16 protein-coding genes are annotated in these 15,982 nt (G+C 69.3%); 5 read left to right on the forward strand and 11 right to left on the reverse strand.

Annotated elements, in window-relative coordinates:
• Positions 1 to 110 precede the first annotated feature (110 nt).
• Positions 111 to 1,088 (reverse strand): UDP-glucose 4-epimerase GalE, encoded by a 978-nt coding sequence (gene galE / locus H5T77_RS17770; protein ID WP_292651462.1) that lies wholly within the window; start codon positions 1,086 to 1,088, stop codon positions 111 to 113.
• Between the two features lie 60 nt (positions 1,089 to 1,148).
• Between galE and H5T77_RS17775 the strand changes: the two genes are divergently transcribed.
• The 5 genes from H5T77_RS17775 to H5T77_RS17795 all read left to right on the forward strand — a co-directional run bounded on the left by H5T77_RS17775 (position 1,149) and on the right by H5T77_RS17795 (position 5,866).
• Positions 1,149 to 1,817: a dihydrofolate reductase family protein gene (locus H5T77_RS17775; protein ID WP_292651463.1), complete on the forward strand. Its 669-nt coding sequence runs from the start codon at positions 1,149 to 1,151 to the stop codon at positions 1,815 to 1,817.
• Positions 1,818 to 1,846: 29 nt separating this feature from the next.
• Positions 1,847 to 2,605, forward strand: coding sequence for an enoyl-CoA hydratase-related protein (locus H5T77_RS17780; protein ID WP_292651466.1), 759 nt, complete (start codon positions 1,847 to 1,849; stop codon positions 2,603 to 2,605).
• 45 nt (positions 2,606 to 2,650) lie between these two features.
• A complete protein-coding gene (locus H5T77_RS17785; RefSeq protein WP_292651468.1) occupies positions 2,651 to 3,409 on the forward strand; it encodes a DinB family protein in 759 nt (252 codons plus the stop codon).
• Positions 3,410 to 3,485: 76 nt separating this feature from the next.
• A complete protein-coding gene (locus tag H5T77_RS17790) occupies positions 3,486 to 4,868 on the forward strand; it encodes a cytochrome ubiquinol oxidase subunit I (protein ID WP_292651470.1) in 1,383 nt (460 codons plus the stop codon).
• Positions 4,868 to 5,866, forward strand: coding sequence for a cytochrome d ubiquinol oxidase subunit II (locus tag H5T77_RS17795; protein WP_292651472.1), 999 nt, complete (start codon positions 4,868 to 4,870; stop codon positions 5,864 to 5,866). Before H5T77_RS17790 ends, H5T77_RS17795 begins: the two co-directional genes overlap by 1 nt.
• Here the strand turns inward: H5T77_RS17795 and H5T77_RS17800 are convergent.
• The 10 genes from H5T77_RS17800 to H5T77_RS17845 all read right to left on the reverse strand — a co-directional run bounded on the left by H5T77_RS17800 (position 5,842) and on the right by H5T77_RS17845 (position 15,981).
• Positions 5,842 to 6,579: a helical backbone metal receptor gene (locus tag H5T77_RS17800; RefSeq protein WP_292651474.1), complete on the reverse strand. Its 738-nt coding sequence runs from the start codon at positions 6,577 to 6,579 to the stop codon at positions 5,842 to 5,844. The two genes, H5T77_RS17795 and H5T77_RS17800, sit on opposite strands and share 25 nt — an antisense overlap.
• A 227-nt stretch (positions 6,580 to 6,806) precedes the next feature.
• A complete protein-coding gene (gene icmF / locus H5T77_RS17805) occupies positions 6,807 to 9,923 on the reverse strand; it encodes a fused isobutyryl-CoA mutase/GTPase IcmF (protein ID WP_292651476.1) in 3,117 nt (1,038 codons plus the stop codon).
• 101 nt (positions 9,924 to 10,024) lie between these two features.
• Positions 10,025 to 10,507 carry a MarR family winged helix-turn-helix transcriptional regulator gene (locus H5T77_RS17810; RefSeq protein ID WP_292651478.1) on the reverse strand — a complete coding sequence of 161 codons (483 nt, stop codon included), beginning with the start codon at positions 10,505 to 10,507 and terminating at the stop codon, positions 10,025 to 10,027.
• A 35-nt stretch (positions 10,508 to 10,542) separates the two neighbouring features.
• Positions 10,543 to 11,052 carry a hypothetical protein gene (locus H5T77_RS17815; RefSeq protein ID WP_292651480.1) on the reverse strand — a complete coding sequence of 170 codons (510 nt, stop codon included), beginning with the start codon at positions 11,050 to 11,052 and terminating at the stop codon, positions 10,543 to 10,545.
• Positions 11,053 to 11,131: 79 nt separating this feature from the next.
• Positions 11,132 to 11,458: a DUF4333 domain-containing protein gene (locus tag H5T77_RS17820; RefSeq protein WP_292651482.1), complete on the reverse strand. Its 327-nt coding sequence runs from the start codon at positions 11,456 to 11,458 to the stop codon at positions 11,132 to 11,134.
• A 112-nt stretch (positions 11,459 to 11,570) separates the two neighbouring features.
• On the reverse strand, positions 11,571 to 12,470 hold the full coding sequence (thpD, locus tag H5T77_RS17825) for an ectoine hydroxylase (RefSeq protein ID WP_292651483.1): 900 nt from the start codon (positions 12,468 to 12,470) through the stop codon (positions 11,571 to 11,573).
• Entirely contained in the window at positions 12,467 to 12,919 is a 453-nt protein-coding gene (locus tag H5T77_RS17830) for an ectoine synthase (protein WP_292651485.1), read from the reverse strand. Before H5T77_RS17830 ends, thpD begins: the two co-directional genes overlap by 4 nt.
• Positions 12,920 to 12,948: 29 nt before the next feature.
• Positions 12,949 to 14,259: a diaminobutyrate--2-oxoglutarate transaminase gene (gene ectB, locus H5T77_RS17835; protein ID WP_292651486.1), complete on the reverse strand. Its 1,311-nt coding sequence runs from the start codon at positions 14,257 to 14,259 to the stop codon at positions 12,949 to 12,951.
• Positions 14,260 to 14,369: 110 nt separating this feature from the next.
• Positions 14,370 to 14,870 carry a diaminobutyrate acetyltransferase gene (ectA, locus tag H5T77_RS17840; protein ID WP_292651488.1) on the reverse strand — a complete coding sequence of 167 codons (501 nt, stop codon included), beginning with the start codon at positions 14,868 to 14,870 and terminating at the stop codon, positions 14,370 to 14,372.
• Positions 14,871 to 14,982: 112 nt separating this feature from the next.
• Positions 14,983 to 15,981, reverse strand: coding sequence for a LacI family DNA-binding transcriptional regulator (locus H5T77_RS17845; protein WP_292651516.1), 999 nt, complete (start codon positions 15,979 to 15,981; stop codon positions 14,983 to 14,985).
• Between the last annotated feature and the right edge of the window lies 1 nt (position 15,982).

Consider the following 15,982-nt stretch of genomic DNA (forward strand, 5'->3'; position numbering starts at 1 on the left):
GTCGGTAGAAATGGGCGACGAAAGTGTCGATTCGTCGCCCATTTCTACCGACTCGGCTCGCAAGAAGTGCGGTTTCGACCCGCCAGAAGTGCGGTTTCGGCGGGAGCGGGTCAGCTGGGGTAGTCGGCGCCTGCGGCCTGGCGAGCCTCCCAGGCGGTGGCGACCATGGAGCGCAGGTCGTGGCGCATCTGCCAGTCCAGGTCCCGGCGGGCGAGGTCGCCGGTGGCGACGATGCGAGCGGGGTCGCCGGGGCGGCGCGGGTTGATGACGGGCTCGAACTCGATGCCGGTCACCTCACGGATGGTGTCCATGATCTGCCGGACCGACGAGCCCTCGCCCGAGCCCAGGTTGTAGACCGGCTCGAGGTCCTTGCCTTCCGCGAGCCGCTTGGCGGCGACCACGTGGGAGTGGGCGAGGTCGGCGACGTGAACGTAGTCGCGTACGCAGGTGCCGTCGGGGGTCGGGTAGTCGTCGCCGTTGATCTGCGGCGTCTTGCCCTTCGCCAGCGCGTCGAAGACCAGCGGGAAGAGGTTGTGGGGGCTGGTGTCGTAGAGGTCCTTGCTCCCGGAGCCGACCACGTTGAAGTAGCGCAGGCTCGTGTGCGTGAGCCCCTCGGCGCGCGCCACGTCGGCGATCAGCCACTCGCCGATCAGCTTCGACTCGCCGTAGGGGCTCTCCGGGTTGGTCGGCGTGGTCTCGGTGACCAGGTCGACGTCGGGGGTCCCGAAGGTCGCGGCCGAGGAGGAGAAGACGATCTGGTCGACACCGGTGGCCGCCATCGCCTCGAGGAGGTTGGCTGTGCCGGTGACGTTCTGGGCGTAGGTGTGCAGCGGGCGCTGCACGGACACCCCGGCGTACTTGAAGCCGGCGAGGTGGATGACGCCCTCGACGCCGTGGTTGCTGATCGCCTGCTCGACCGCGGACCTGTCGAGCAGCGACGCCTCGACGAGGGTGACGTGGTCGGGCACGAACTTCGCGAACCCCGAGGAGAGATCATCGAGGACCACCGGCTCCAGGCCTGCGTCGAGCAGCGCCTGTACGACGTGCGATCCGATGTAGCCCGCGCCTCCGGTAACCAACCAACTCATGCGAAGAAGATAGCGCGGGTCTCGACGACCTCGACCACCGGCGGCTCTAACGTGGGCAGGGTGATCCTCCTGCACGGTGACGGTGACCCGACCACTCCCGAAGGCCTGCGCGCCATCTACGCGCCGCCCCGGCTGCCTTGGCTGCGCGTCAACATGGTCAGCTCCCTGGACGGCGCCGCGACCGGCTCCGACGGCCGGTCCGGCACGGTCAACAACACCGTCGACGTCGAGGTCTTCCATGCCCTGCGCGACCTCGCGGACGTGGTCCTGGTCGGGGCGGGGACCGCCGCCGCCGAGACGTACGAAGCCAAGGGAACGCCGATCGTCATCGTCTCCCGCAGCGGCCGCATCCCCGACGATCTCCGCGGCAGCGAGCCCGGCGCCGTCCGGCTCGCCACGGTGGCCGAGGCGCCGGGCCTGGCGGCGGCCCGCGACGAGCTCGGCGAGGAGAACGTCTACGTCACCGGCACGCTCGAGGTCGACCTCTCGGCGCTCCTCGCCCGCCTGCACGAGCAGGGGCTGCGGCACGTGCTCTGCGAGGGCGGGCCGTCGCTGCTCGGCACGCTGCTCGAGGCCGGCCTGGTCGACGAGCTCTGCCACACCATCACCCCCAAGCTCCTCGCCGGCAGCGGCCCACGCATCGTGACCGCACCGCCCATCGAGGTGCCGGTGTCCCTGGGATCCCTCATCGAGCACGACGGCACACTGCTCGGACGGTGGCTCCTCTGACTGCCCCTGGTGCCCTACGCTCGGTTCCCGTGAGCGAGGACTTGGTAGTGGAGCGGCGCCCCGGCGTCGTACAGGTGACCTTCAACCGGCCGCAGAAGCACAACGCCTTCACGTACGAGATGTACGGCGAGATGCACGCTCTGTGCGACGAGCTCGCCGCCGACGAGTCGGTGAAGGTGCTGGTGCTGACCGGCACCGGCGGTCGCGCGTTCGCCGCCGGCAACGAGATCTCCGACTTCCTCTCCCGCGACGCGGTCGACTACGAGGACTGGATCCGCGCGCTGCTCGAGAAGCTGTTCGCCCTCCCGCAGGTCACCATCGCCGCGGTCGACGGGGTCTGCGTCGGCGGCGGTCTCGCGGTCGCGACCCACTGCGACCTGCGGGTCGCGACGCCGCACTCGCGCTTCGGCTACCCGATCGCGAAGACCCTCGGCAACGCGCTCGCGGCCTCCATCGTCTACCGCGCCGCCGCCGTCTTCGGTGAGCCGGTCGTGCGCGAGATGCTCCTCGCCGCCCGGCTGGTCGGCGCCGACCGCGCCTACGCCACCGGTGCGCTGACCGCGGTCACGGACTCGTTGGCCGACGAGGTCGACGCGCTGGTCGAGGGGATCCTGCCGCTCTCCGGCGTCACGGTCCGAGCGACCAAGAGCCAGCTCGCCGACTTCGCCGCCCGGGCCGAGGCCTCGCCGGAGGGTGATGAGGACCTGCTTCGCGAGGTCTACACCGGCGCCGACTTCAAGGAGGGCGTACGCGCGTTCCTCGCCAAGGAGAAGCCCGCCTTCCGCTGACCGTTACTCCGTTGACGGGTGCGCCGGGCGGGCTGACGATGGCGTATGACTTCCGAGCAGAGGACGTACGTCGACACCGACCGCTTCCGGGACGCGCTGATCCGGCAGAGCGATGTCAGCGGCCTGGAGATCCGGGACTGCTGGTTCGAGGAGCGGCTGAAGATCGTCGACTGCTTCGGCCGTGACGTCTATCTCGCCGGCGACTTCGGGCGGGTGGTGGTCAACGACGTCGACGTGACGGCGTACGTCGAGGCCGAGCTCGACCGGGCCGAGCCCAACCGGGTGCTGGCCCGTGAGGCGAAGACCGCCGACGAGATCCGTGCGGCCTGGGCCGCGATCGAGGAGACCTGGGCGGCGACGGTCGAGCGGGTCCGAGCGCTGCCGGAGGAGCTGCTCCATGAGCGGGTCGACGACGAGTGGTCGTTCATCGAGACCTTGCGCCACCTGCTCTATGCCAGCGACAAGTGGCTCGGCAACCCGGTCCTCGAGGAGGACGATCCCTACAACCCGCTCGGCTACGGGCCCGCGGGCGCGGACGAGACGGGCTTGGGGCTCACCGTCGACGCCGATCCGTCGCTCGACGAGGTCCTGGCGCCCCGTCTCGCCCGGATGGACACGATGCGCGCGTTCGTCGCGGGAGTCACCGATGCGGCCCTCGACCGGCTCTGCGCCCGCAAGCCGGTCGGCAACGACCCCGAGGCCGACTACGACGTACGCCGCTGTCTCAAGGTCGTGCTCGCCGAGGAGGCCGAGCACCACCGCTACGCCGTACGCGACCTGGCTGCTCTGACCTCGCCCGGCTGAGTCCTCAGCCAATCATCAGGCCCGGGTGCCGTGTTGCAGGTGGCACGGTGGCCCGCGGTGTGCGTAATCTCGAACCGTGATCGCCGAAGCGCTTGCGCTCGCCACCGAAGAGCCCGCGGGGCTCCTGCCTGCGCGCCAGCAGATGGCCTTCTCGCTCGGATGGCACATCATCCTGGCCTGCTTCGGCGTCGCCTTCCCGGCCATGATCTTCGTCGTCCACCTCCTCGGTCTTCGCGGCAACGAGGTCGCCCTCGTCCTGGCGAAACGGTGGGCGAAGGTCTCGGCGGTGCTCTTCGCGATCGGCGCGGTCTCGGGCACGGTGCTCAGCTTCGAGATGGGGCTGCTCTGGCCGGGGCTGATGGGCAAGTTCGGTGACGTCCTCGGGCTGCCGTTCGCGTTCGAGGGGCTCTCGTTCTTCACCGAGGCGATCTTCCTCGGCCTCTACCTGTACGGCTGGGGGCGGCTGTCGCCCCGCCTGCATCTCCTCTGCCTGGTGCCGATGGCGGCGGCGGGGATCTTCGGCACCTTCTGCGTGATCTCGGTCAACGCCTGGATGAACATGCCCACCGGCTTCCGCATCACCCCCTCCGGAGAGGTAGTCGACGTCGAGCCTTGGAAGGCGATGTTCAACGAGGGCGCGCTGCTGCAGTTCCTGCACATGTGGCTGGCCGCCTTCATGGTGGCGGGTTTCGTGGTCGCCGCGGTGTACGCCGCCGGCATGCTCAGAGGGCGGCGCGACCGCCATCACCGGATCGGCTTCACCGTGCCGTTCGTCTTCGGCTCGGTCGCGGCGGTGCTCCAGCCTGTCGTCGGACACGTCCTCGGCATCCGCCTGGGCGAGACCCAGCCGGCGAAGCTGGCCGCCTTCGAGCTCGCCGACACCACCGAGCAGCCGGCGCCGCTGCGCCTGGGCGGACTGATGATCGACGGCGAGCCGCGCTACTTCATCGAGATCCCCAACTGGGGCTCCTTCATCGCCCGCGGAAGCTTCGACCTGCCCGTACGCGGTCTAAACACGTTCCCGGCCTCCGACCTCCCGCCGGTCAACATCACCCACATCGCGTTTCAGACGATGGTCGGCATCGGATCGCTGCTGATGCTGGCCGTCATCGTCTACTGGCTGCTGCGCTGGCGCGGCCGCGACCTGCTCGAGACCCGCTGGTTCTGCTGGTTCGCGGTCGCCGCTGGGCCGCTGGCCGTGATCGCGCTCGAGTCCGGTTGGGTCGCCACCGAGGTCGGCCGCCAGCCGTGGGTCGTCTACGACGTCATGCGCACCGTCGACGCGGCCGGGGACAACCCCGGTCTGTGGTGGGTCTTCGGCACGACGCTGGTGGTCTACACGCTGTTGACGGTCGGCGCCGTGCTGGTGCTGCGCTCGATGGCGCGGCGGTGGCGCGAGGACGGTGAGGAGCTCCCCAGCCCGTACGGCCCGGCCGCGCTCGCCGAGGACGGCCGCTGATGAGCCTGGAGGTGGCGGTCGCCGCTGCGTTGTTCGTCGGGGTCCTGGCGTACGCGCTCTTCGGCGGAGCCGACTTCGGGTCGGGCTTCTTCGACCTCACTGCCGGTGGAGCGCGGCGGGGTGCGGAGATTCGCACGCTGGTCGATCACAGCATCGGCCCGGTGTGGGAGGTGAACCACGTCTGGTTGATCTACTGCCTGGTGGTGTGGTGGACCGCGTTCCCGGAGACGTTCGCCGCCGTGATGACGACGTTGATCGTGCCGTTGCTGCTGGCGCTGCTCGGCATCGTGCTCCGCGGAGCGTCGTTCGCGTTCCGGAAGTACTCCGCGACGCTGTCGCAGGCTCGTACGTTCGGGGTCGTCTTCGCGGTCTCCTCGATCATCACGCCGTTCTTCCTCGGGACCGTCGCCGGCGCGATCGCGTCGGGCAGAGTGCCGGCCGAGGGATACGGCGATCGCTGGTGGTCGTGGGTGAACCCCACCTCGGTCTTCGGAGGGATCATCGCCGTCGGCACCTGCGCCTTCCTGGCCGGCGTGTTCCTCTGTGCCGATGCCGTACGCGCCGGGAAGCCCGCTCTGGCCTCCACCCTGCGGACCCGGACCCTCGGGGTCGGGCTCGTCACCGGACTGGTCGTCTTCGTCGCGTTGATCCCGATCGAGATCGACGCCCCGACGCTGGCCGACGGGTTGGAGCGACAGGCCGCGCCGCTGATCATCTGCTCGTTCCTGGCCGGCGTCGCCACCTTGTGGCTGGTCTGGAAGAGCCGTTTCGCGCTTGCCCGGCTGCCGGCCCTGATCGCGGTGGCCACCGTGATCTCCGGCTGGGGAGTCGGCCAGTATCCGTGGCTCCTGGTCGACGAGGTCCTTCTCGCCGATGCGGGCGGCGCCGACGCGACCCTGAAGGCGCTGCTGGTGGCCGTCGCGATCGCGGGGGTCGTGGTCGGACCGCCGTTGGTCCTGCTGTTCCGGCTCACTCAGACCGAGCGATGGAGCAGGTGAGCCTCGACGAGGCTCGGGCCGTACCAGGTGATCAGCCGGCCGCTGACCAGCTCCGTCTCGGTCTGCCGGAAGGCCTCCGGGCCGTCCTCGGCGGTGAAGACGTACGGCTCGTCGGGCAGCAGCACCGCGTCGGCCCCGGCGCCGTCGATCTCGGCCAGCTCGACGTGCGGATAACGGTCCGCGTGCTGGCCGAAGACGTTCTCCCAGCCCAGCCGCCGCAGCAGGTCCCCGGTGAAGGTCCGTGAGCCGACCACCATCCACGGGTCGCGCCAGATCGGCACCGCTACCCGGCGGGTGACCCGGGGGAGCGGCCCGCACCACAGCCGCCGGGCCTCCCCGAGCCAGTCGGGGCGGTCCCAGCCGAGGCCGTCGAGGAGCCGTTCCATCGAGCTGATGGCCTGGGGGACCGTCTCGATGTCGGTGACCCAGACCCGGACGCCCCGCTCCCGCAGCCGACGTACGTCCAGCTCCCGGTTCTCCTCCTTGTTGGCCACCACGACGTCCGGCGCCAGTGCCGCGATCGCGGCCAGATCGGGGTTCTTCGTCCCGCGCACGCGAGGCACGTCGAGGTCCGCCGGATGCGTGCACCAGTCCGTGGCGCCGACGACCCGGTCCGCCGCGACCGAGACGAGCGCTTCGGTCAGCGACGGTACGAGCGAGACCACCCGCGTCGCCGGGCGCGGGCCTTCGTACGTGGTTCCGAGATCGTCCATGTCAGTCCTCCGCTGGTCGAGCCGCCGGCTCCTCCGCTGGTCGAGCCGCCGGCTCCTCCGCTGGTCGAGCCGCTGGTTCCTCCGCTGGTCGAGCCGCCGGAGCCGCTAGGCGGAGGCGTGTCGAGACCAACACGGTCGCATACGTGCTGTGTTGGTCTCGAGCCGGATTCGTTCGTACCTCACGAATCCGGCTCGACCAGCGGGGACGGCTCGACCAGCGGGGTCGGTCACACGTTCCGCCGGTACTGCCCCCCGACCTCGAAGAACGCCTCGGTGACCTGCCCGAGCGAGCAGACCCGAGCAGCGTCCATGAGCGCGGCGAAGACGTTCTCCTCGGAGGTGGCGGCCTGCTTGAGGCGGGCGATGGCTGCCTCGGCCTCGTTGGCGTGGGCAGCCTGGAAGGCGTGGACGCGGTCGAGCTGCGACTTCTTCTCCGACTCGGTCGCCCGGGCGAGCTCGACGGGACCGGCCGGCTCGCCGTTGGTGTCCCGGATGAACGTGTTCACGCCGACGATCGGCAGCGTACCGTCGTGCTTGCGGTGCTCGTAGAGCATCGACTCGTCCTGGATCTTGCCGCGCTGGTAGCCGGTCTCCATCGCGCCGAGCACGCCGCCGCGCTCGGAGATCCGGTCGAACTCCTTGAGCACTGCCTCCTCGACGAGGTCGGTGAGCTCATCGATGATGTAGGAGCCCTGGAGCGGGTTCTCGTTGAAGGCCATGCCCCACTCGCGGTTGATGATCAGCTGGATCGCCAGCGCGCGCCGCACCGACTCCTCGGACGGGGTCGTGACGGCCTCGTCGAAGGCGTTGGTGTGCAGCGACTGGGCGTTGTCGTAGATCGCGATGAGCGCCTGCAGGGTGGTGCGGATGTCGTTGAAGTCCATCTCCTGCGCGTGCAGGGACCGGCCTGAGGTCTGGATGTGGTACTTCAGCTTCTGCGAGCGCTCCGAGGCGTTGTAGCGGTCCCGCATCGCGACGGCCCAGATCCGCCGGGCGACCCGCCCGATGACCGAGTACTCCGGGTCCATCCCGTTGGAGAAGAAGAAGGACAGGTTGGGCGCGAAGTCGTCGATGTCCATGCCGCGGGCCAGGTAGGACTCGACGTAGGTGAAGCCGTTGGCCAGCGTGAAGGCGACCTGGGAGATGGGGTTCGCCCCGGCCTCGGCGATGTGGTAGCCGGAGATCGAGACGGAGTAGAAGTTGCGTACGCCGTTCTCGATGAACCACTCCTGGATGTCGGCCATGCAGCGCAGCGAGAACTCCGTGGAGAACAGGCAGGTGTTCTGGCCCTGGTCCTCCTTGAGGATGTCGGCCTGCACCGTGCCGCGGACCGTCTGCAGCGCCTTCGCCGGGTCCACGCCACGCTCACGCGCCTGGTCCATCACGGTGTTGAGGAAGAACGCCAGGATCGTCGGAGCGGGCCCGTTGATCGTCATCGACACCGAGGTCGTCGGGGCCAGCAGGTCGAAGCCGTCGTAGAGCGCCTTCATGTCGTCGAGCGTGGCCACCGAGACGCCGGAGGTGCCGACCTTGCCGTAGATGTCGGGGCGTACGTCGGGGTCGCGGCCGTAGAGCGTCACCGAGTCGAACGCGGTCGAGAGGCGGGTCGCCGGCTGGCCCTCGGAGAGCAGCTTGAAGCGGCGGTTGGTGCGGAACGGGTCACCCTCGCCGGCGAACATCCGCGCCGGGTCCTCGTTGGCCCGCTTGTAGGGAAAGACACCCGCGGTGAACGGGAAGACCCCGGGGAGATTCTCGTTGCGCAGGAACCGGGTCAGCTCACCGCGGTCGGTGTAGCGAGGGGTCGCCACCCGCGGGATGTAGTTGCCCGACAGCGACGTCCGGCCACCCTCGTCGGCGGCGTACGTCTCCTTGGTCTGCTCCCACGACGAGAGCTGCTCGCGCAGGTCGTCGGGGAGCTCGGAGGCGGGAGCCTCCAGCTCGGGGTGGTCCACGCCCACGATCTCGTAGGCCTGCTCCTTCCGCGCCGCGGCCACGAGCTCGACGGTGCGGGCGTGGTAGTCGCGTACGTCGCCGGCGATGTCGGCCAGGTAGCGCACCCGTCGCTCGGGGATGATCGGGTGGAGGCCGGTCGAGTGGCGGGTCGAGACGCGGGGGAGGACGCCCTCGCTGGCCGCGAGCCCCGCCTCGGCGAGCAGTCCGCGCAGGTGCTGGTAGAGCGCGGTGACGCCGTCGTCGTCGAAGGCGGCGGCCGAGGTGCCGAAGACCGGCATGTCGTCGGGGGAGGAGGTGAACGCCTCCCGGTTGCGGACGAGCTGGCGGGACACGTCGCGCAGCGCGTCCTTGGCCCCACGCCGCTCGAACTTGTTGATCGCCACGACGTCGGCGAAGTCGAGCATGTCGATCTTCTCCAGCTGCGAGGCGGCACCGAACTCGGGTGTCATCACGTAGAGCGAGACGTCGACGAAGTCGCTGATCCCGGTGTCGCCCTGGCCGATGCCGGGCGTCTCGACGATGACGAGGTCGACGGCGGACTTCATCACCGCGAGCACGTCGGCGAAGTGCTCGGGCACCTCGTGACCGCCGCGCGTGGCGAGGGACCGGTAGTACGTCGTCGAGCCGCCGTCGGTGATGGCGGCGAGCGAGTTCATCCGGATCCGGTCGCCCAGCAGCGCGCCGCCGCCGCGCCTGCGGGTCGGGTCGATGGCGAGCACACCGATGCGGATCTTGTCCTCCTGGTCGATGCGCATGCGCCGGACCAGCTCGTCGGTGAGCGAGGACTTGCCGGAGCCGCCGGTGCCGGTGACACCGAGCACGACGGCCTGGTCGGCCTCGCCCAGCCGCGTCAGGAAGTCCTCCGGGAGTCGGCCCTGCTCGGCACCCGTGATCGCGCGTCCGATGGAGAGCCCGTAGCCCGCGATCACGCCGTTGGGGGTGATCGGGAAGGTGGGCCACAGGTCGTGGTCGACGTCGCGCACGACCGTGTTGATCATCCCCGGGAGCCCCAGGCGCTGGCCCTCCTCGGGGGAGAAGATCTTGACGCCGGAGTTGGCGAGCCGCTCGATCTCGTAGGGCACGATGACGCCGCCGCCACCGCCCACGACCTTGATGTGGCCGGCGCCCCGGTCCTTGAGCGCGGTGACCAGATACTCGAAGAACTCCACGTGGCCGCCCTGGTAGGAGGAGACCGCGACGCAGTGGGCGTCCTCCTGGACGGCCGCGTCGGCGATCTCGGTCACCGAGCGGTTGTGCCCGAGGTGGATCACCTCGCATCCCTGGGCCTGGAAGATCCGGCGCATGATGTTGATCGCCGCGTCGTGCCCGTCGAAGAGGCTGCTCGCGGTCACGATCCGAACGTGGTTCTGCGGGATGTGGAGGTCGGACATGGGCGTTGCTCCCAGGGAATAGTTGGACGTCCAAGTATTTCCAGGATAGGCCGTACGTCACATACTCGCCAGTACGCGACGTCGACCCCGCAGCGCGGGGCTCAGCCGACCGAGTCGCCAGCGGCCGCCCGCAGCTCGGTGAGCAGCTCGGTCAGGCCGGGTACGTCCTCGATGCCCGGCTTCTCGAAGACCTCGGAGTTGAGCGAGATCGTGGCCGCCTCGACCGCCTCGCGACCCGTGCCGGTGATGGCGGCGAGGACCACGCGGCCGTCGGCGGCGGAGCGGCTGCGGCGTACGAAGCCCTGCTTCTCAAGCCTGGCGACGGCGCTGGTCACCGAGGCGGGGTGGACCTGGAGGCGGGAGCCGAGCTTCGCCATCGGGAGCTGACCCTCCTGGGTGAAGGAGAGGAGGCGGAGCACCTCGTAGCGGGCGAAGGAGAGGTCATGGGGACGCAGTGCGGAGTCGATGCGCTCCATGACGAGCTGATGCACGCGGACGAGCGAGGTCACCAGCGCCATCCCGTCGGCGGCGTCGGCCCAGCCGTGCGCGATCCACTGTCGTTGCGCCTCACGGATGGGATCCATGGCGGTCAGCATCACACAAAGTGTGTGCGATGTGGTTACGACGGCGTGCCGAAGGTGCCGAGCAGGTTGAGGATCACCGCGAGCCCGATGACGGTCGCGATCACCGACAGCGTGACGACCAGGCCGACCGCGAGCGAGAAGGCCGTCCCCTCGTGCCGGGCGCCGCGCTGCTGCAATGCGTAGAGCCGGGCGACGCTGGTGATCAGCGTGCGCCCCTCCTCGGCGTCGAAGCGGTACTGGTCGAGGTCGGGGACCGCCTCCGGATCGTGCACGGTCCACACGCCCTGGTCGGTCTGCTCGTCATCGGGCTCGATGCGACGTACGCCGGTCTTCTGCGTGTGCGGCTCGTCGCCGAACCAGACGAGGCTGCTGGTGTCCTCGATGATCGCGTAGGACTTCCGCGTCGGCATCGTCACGTGGTAGGTGAAGACCCAGCTCAGCTTGGCCTCCTGGAACTTGGAGTGCCAGCGCTCGTCGGTCAGGTCGATCTCCATGTCGAACCCGCGCGCGGTCTCGGTCGCCTTGTAGGGGGTTCCGTCGCACACGCGCGCGACATGGTCGAAGAAAGGCCTCGTATGAGGGGACACGATTCAACAGGCTATCTGTTCCGAGGACTCTGTGGGCTCACTCCGTGGCGTTGGGCGGCACGTCGATCTTGAAGCGGACCCGGTCGCCGTCGACGTCGTCGACGGTGATGATCGCGTCGTACTTCTCGCCGTCGGAGGTGAGGACGCAGGTCATCTCGGTGCCGACCTTGCCCTCGAGGTCACCGGGGCAGTCGAGGTCCTGGGGGGTGACGCCGATGGCGTTGGTGAGCTGCTCGGTCGCGATCCGCTCGACCGTCTTCTCCTGCACGTAGTCCTTGCTCGAGCCGCAGGCCGTCGGGGAGAGCGACAGGGCGAGCAGCGCCGCGCCGGTCATGGCGCCCGAGAAGGCGCGGGTCCGTGTCATGGACTCAGACTATGCCGACCAAGACCACCAAGAGGTACGCAGCACCAGATCCCGCGGGAGGACGTGTCCGGCCGCCGACCCCGAGGGGGCCGGCGGCCGGGCGGCGGAGCGGTCAGCCCACCGGAGTGAAGTCGCGCGCCCCGATGAACGTGGGCCGCGGCCGCGGAGCCGAGAACGGCTCGACCGCGGTGTTCTCCACGCTGTTGAACACCAGGAACACGTTCGAGCGCGGGTACGGCGTGATGTTGCCGTTGGACCCGTGCATGCAGTTGCAGTCGAACATGATCGCGCTGCCGGCAGCGCCCGCGAGCACGTCGATCCCGTGGACGTCGGCCATCTTCGTGAGCGTCTCCTGGTCCGGAGTCCCGGCCCCCTGCATCACCAGCGAGGACTTGTAGTTGTCCTCGGGAGTCGCGCCCCCGCACGAGACGTACGTCTTGTGCGTGCCGGGCATGATCATCAGCGGCCCGTTGAAGGAGTGGTTGTCGGTCAGCGAGATGGAGATGCTGACGGTCCGCATCCGGGGCAGGCCGTCCTCGGCGTGCCACGTCTCGAAGTCGGAGTGCCAGTAGAAGTCACCGCCGCCGAAGCCGGGCTTGGCGTTGATCCGGCTCTGGTGGATGTAGACCTCCGAGCCGAGGATCTGCCGGGCCCGGCCGACCACGCGCGGGTCGGCCGCCAGCCGGGCGATGACGTCGCTGGTCCTGTGCACCTCGAAGATCGAGCGCACCTCCTGCGAGGCGGGTTCGATGATGGTGCGCTCGTCGGCCCGGGTCTCCGGGTCGTCGCTGAGCCGGCGCAGCTCGGCGCGCAGCTCCTCGACCTCCTCAGGCGTGATGATGTCGGGGATGCTCAGATAGCCGCGCTCGTCGAAGGAGTCGAGCGTCTGCCGGTCCATCGGCCCGTCGGCCGTGGTGCCCCAGACGACCGGGTCCAGGCGGGGGAGCGAGCTGAAGCCCTCCGCGAGGCGGGTGGGGTACACGTCCTCGACGTGTTCGATTGCAGCGGTCATGCAGTTACCTCCTCGGTGGTGTTGCCTGTCGTGTTGCCTGTCTCGGCGTCGGGCTCGGTGAGGAGCGGGTAGACGCCGTTCTCGTCGTGCACCTCACGGCCGGTGACCGGCGGGTTGAACGTGCAGATCAGACGCAGGTCTGTCTTGGCGGTGACGGTGTGCCTGTCGTGCTTGTCGAGCAGGTAGCACATCCCGTCGCGGATCTCGTACGTCTCTCCCGTCTCGCGGTCGAGGAGCTCCCCCTCACCGCCGACGCAGTAGACGCACTCGATGTGGTTGGCGTACCAGAACTCGTTCGTCGTCCCGGCGGGGATGTTGGTCTCGTGGAAGGAGAAGCCGACGCCCTCGCGGGCAAGGACGATCCGGCGGCTCCGCCAGGTGCCGCTCTCGGACTCGACGCGTACGTCGCGGTCGGTGTCGTCCAGGTCTTCCAGATAGGTGACGCGCATGTTCGCTCGTTTCTCGTGTCGCGGAGAGGTCAGGCCGGGTTGCCGTCGCCGAGGACGGACGCGGTGGCCTCCTCGAGGATGTCGAGACCGCGGTTCAGCTCCTCGGGTGCGGTGGTCAGCGGCGGCATCGTCTTGAGCACCTCGTCCTCCGGGCCGGAGGTCTCGACCAGCAGCCCGCGCTCGTACGCCGCCGCCGCGATCTTCCCGGCCGCGCTGGCATCAGGGAAGGCGATGCCGGTCAGGAAGCCACGACCGCGGACAGTCGCACCCTCGTACCGCTCGGCGATCCTCGTCAGCCCCGCACGAAACTCGGTGACCTTCGCCTGGACGTCCTTCTGGAAGGAGTCGTCGGCCCAGTATGTCTCCAGCGCGGCCCGAGCGGTGACGAAGGCGAGGTTGTGGCCGCGGAAGGTGCCGTTGTGTTCGCCGGGCTCGAACTGGTCCAGCTCGGGCCGGAACAGGGTCAGCGCCATCGGCAGGCCGAAGCCCGAGATCGACTTCGACAGGCAGACGATGTCGGGGGTGAACCCGGCCTCCTCGAAGCTGAAGAAGGTGCCGGTCCGCCCGCAGCCGGCCTGTACGTCGTCGACGATCAAGATGATGTCGTACTCGCGGCACAGGTCCGAGAGTGCCTTGAGCCAATCCAGGCGGGCGGCGTTGAGGCCGCCCTCACCCTGCACGGACTCCACGATGATCGCGGCCGGCTTGTCGACGCCGGAGCCGCTGTCCTGGAGCACCCGCTCCAGCCACATGAAGTCGTCGACGACACCGTTGAAGTAGTCGTCGTACGGGATCTTCGAGCTGTTGGTCAGCGGGATGCCCGCGCCCTTGCGCTTCATCGAGTTGCCGGTCACGGCCAGCGAGCCGAGCGTCATCCCGTGGAACGCGTTGGTGAACGACAGCACGTGCTGGCGCCCGGTCACCTTGCGGGCCAGCTTGAGAGCGGCTTCGACGGAGTTGGTCCCGGTCGGCCCGGGGAACATCACCTTGTAGTCGAGGTTGCGAGGCTCGAGGACCAGGTCCGAGAAGGTCTGCAGAAACTCCCGCTTCGCGCCGGTGTGCATGTCCAGCGAGTGCACGATGCGGCCCTCGCGCAGGTAGTCGAGCAGCGGCTCCAGCAGCGCGGAGTTGTTGTGCCCGTAGTTGAGCGCTCCGGCGCCGGCGAAGAAGTCCAGGAACTCGCGCCCGTCCTCGCTGGTGACGGTGGAGCCCTGGGAGTGGGTCATCACCGCAGGCCAGCTGCGGCAGTAGCTGCGGACCTGCGACTCCAGGGAGTCGAAGATCGCGGTGCCGCCGGTCTGAGGCGTGTCGGTATTGGTGGGTTCGGTGGTCGTCGTCATGGATGACACCTCCGGGTGTCGTCGATCCCGAGAACGCGGGCACAACGCCCGTCGGACCGGGATGCGGTCGGTCGGATCGTGCGGTCGGATCGTGCGGTCGGGTCGTGCGGTCAGAACGGACCGATGCGGAACAGCAGCTCCGCGTCGTGCCCGTCCGGGAACATCGCTGCCTCGAAGAGCGGCGTGCGCTCGATCGGTGCGCCGCGTGCGTTCGCGAACGAGGTGAACAGCGCGATGGAGGCGCTGTTGTCCGCGGTGATGGTCGTCTCCAGGTGGCGTACGCCCTGGTCGCCGGAGAGGCGGTCGACCAGATCGTCGAGCATGCGGCGGGCCAGACCCTGACCGCGGTGTCGCTCGTCGACGGCGACCTGCCAGATCATCAGAGTCTCCGGCTCGTCCGGGCGGCGGTAGCCGGTGACGAATCCTCCTGGGTCGTCATCGACGGTCGCGACGATCGATGTCGCCGCGAAGTCGCGTGCCCACAGCAGGTAGGCGTACGAGGTGTTGACGTCGAGTACCCGGCTTTCCCGTGCCATCCGCCACATGTGCTGACCGTCCTCGAGGTCCGGTGAGCGGAAGTCGACTCGGGTTGCCGACTCCGGGCGGGGCACGCTGCCAGTCGAATTGCGATGTGGCATCGCGTCAGGACGTTAACAGGCCGGACGTAGGCGTGCGCGGGCGGAGTCCGTACTCCGATATGTGAGCGGGCCAGCGGCGCGCCGGTCAGGCAGACGTACGCCGCACCAGCTCCGGCGCGAAAACGACCCGCAGCGGGTGGGTCGTGGTGCCGTCGAGCTGGGCGAGGAGGAGCCGGACGGCCTCTCTCGCCATGTCTCCTATCGGGTTCTTGACGGTGGTGAGCGGGGGAGTGGTGCGCTCGGCGATGCCGAGGTCGTCGTAGCCGACGACCGCGATGTCTTCGGGGACGCGCCGGCCGGCCCGGCCGAGCGCGCGGAGCGCGCCCGCGGCCATCAGGTCGGAGGCGACCATCAGGCCGTCGATGTCCGGATGGTCGCGCAGCAGCTTCTCGCAGGCGGCCTCGCCGCCGTCCTCGGTGAAGTCGCCCTCGACGATGGCGTCGGTGGCGAGCCCGGCAGCGTCGAGAGCGGCCCGCCAGCCGGCGGCCCGATCGATGCCGGCGCTCATGTCGGCGGGCCCGGTGATGGTGCCGACGCAGCGGCAGCCGCGTTCGATCAGGATGTTGGTGACCTCGCGAGCGCCGGCGACGTTGTCAGGGTCGGTGTAGAAGACCTTCTCCGCGCCGGCCAACGGCCGGCCGATGAACGATGCGGGCAGCCCGATGCCCGCGAGATGGTCGGCGAGAGCGTCGTTGCGGTGGTGGGAGACGACGATCGCGCCGTCGACGTGTCCGCCACGCAGATAGCGCAGCGTCCGCTGCATCTCCTGACCCGGCTGGGCGATCAACAGCACGACCTGCAGGTCGCGCTGGGCGAGCGCCTGGGTCACCACGTGCAGGGTGCGGGCGAAGAACGGGTCGGCGAAGACCCGCTCGTCTGCCTCGGGGATGACCATGGCGACCGAGTCGGTGCGCCGGGTCACCAGCGACCGCGCCGCCGGGTTGGGCGTGTAGCCGAGCGAACGGACGGCCTCGGCGACGGCCTCGGCGGCCTTCGCGGAGACGCGCGAGCCACCGTTGATCGCGCGCGACGCGGTCGCCCGGCTGACACCAGCCAGCCGGGCGACCTCGTCGAGCGTGGGCATG

The sequence above is a fragment of the Nocardioides sp. genome (assembly GCF_014360585.1).
Classification (GTDB): Bacteria; Actinomycetota; Actinomycetes; order Propionibacteriales; family Nocardioidaceae; genus Nocardioides.

Coding starts and splice junctions, on each gene's coding strand:
- galE (WP_292651462.1), bottom strand. CDS start 1,088: ATGAGTTGGTTGGTTACCGGAGGCGCGGGCTACATCGGATCGCACGTC.
- H5T77_RS17785 (WP_292651468.1), top strand. CDS start 2,651: ATGACTTCCGAGCAGAGGACGTACGTCGACACCGACCGCTTCCGGGAC.
- H5T77_RS17795 (WP_292651472.1), top strand. CDS start 4,868: ATGAGCCTGGAGGTGGCGGTCGCCGCTGCGTTGTTCGTCGGGGTCCTG.
- H5T77_RS17800 (WP_292651474.1), bottom strand. CDS start 6,579: ATGGACGATCTCGGAACCACGTACGAAGGCCCGCGCCCGGCGACGCGG.
- icmF (WP_292651476.1), bottom strand. CDS start 9,923: ATGTCCGACCTCCACATCCCGCAGAACCACGTTCGGATCGTGACCGCG.
- H5T77_RS17810 (WP_292651478.1), bottom strand. CDS start 10,507: ATGGATCCCATCCGTGAGGCGCAACGACAGTGGATCGCGCACGGCTGG.
- H5T77_RS17820 (WP_292651482.1), bottom strand. CDS start 11,458: ATGACACGGACCCGCGCCTTCTCGGGCGCCATGACCGGCGCGGCGCTG.
- thpD (WP_292651483.1), bottom strand. CDS start 12,470: ATGACCGCTGCAATCGAACACGTCGAGGACGTGTACCCCACCCGCCTC.
- H5T77_RS17830 (WP_292651485.1), bottom strand. CDS start 12,919: ATGCGCGTCACCTATCTGGAAGACCTGGACGACACCGACCGCGACGTA.
- ectB (WP_292651486.1), bottom strand. CDS start 14,259: ATGACGACGACCACCGAACCCACCAATACCGACACGCCTCAGACCGGC.
- H5T77_RS17845 (WP_292651516.1), bottom strand. CDS start 15,981: ATGCCCACGCTCGACGAGGTCGCCCGGCTGGCTGGTGTCAGCCGGGCG.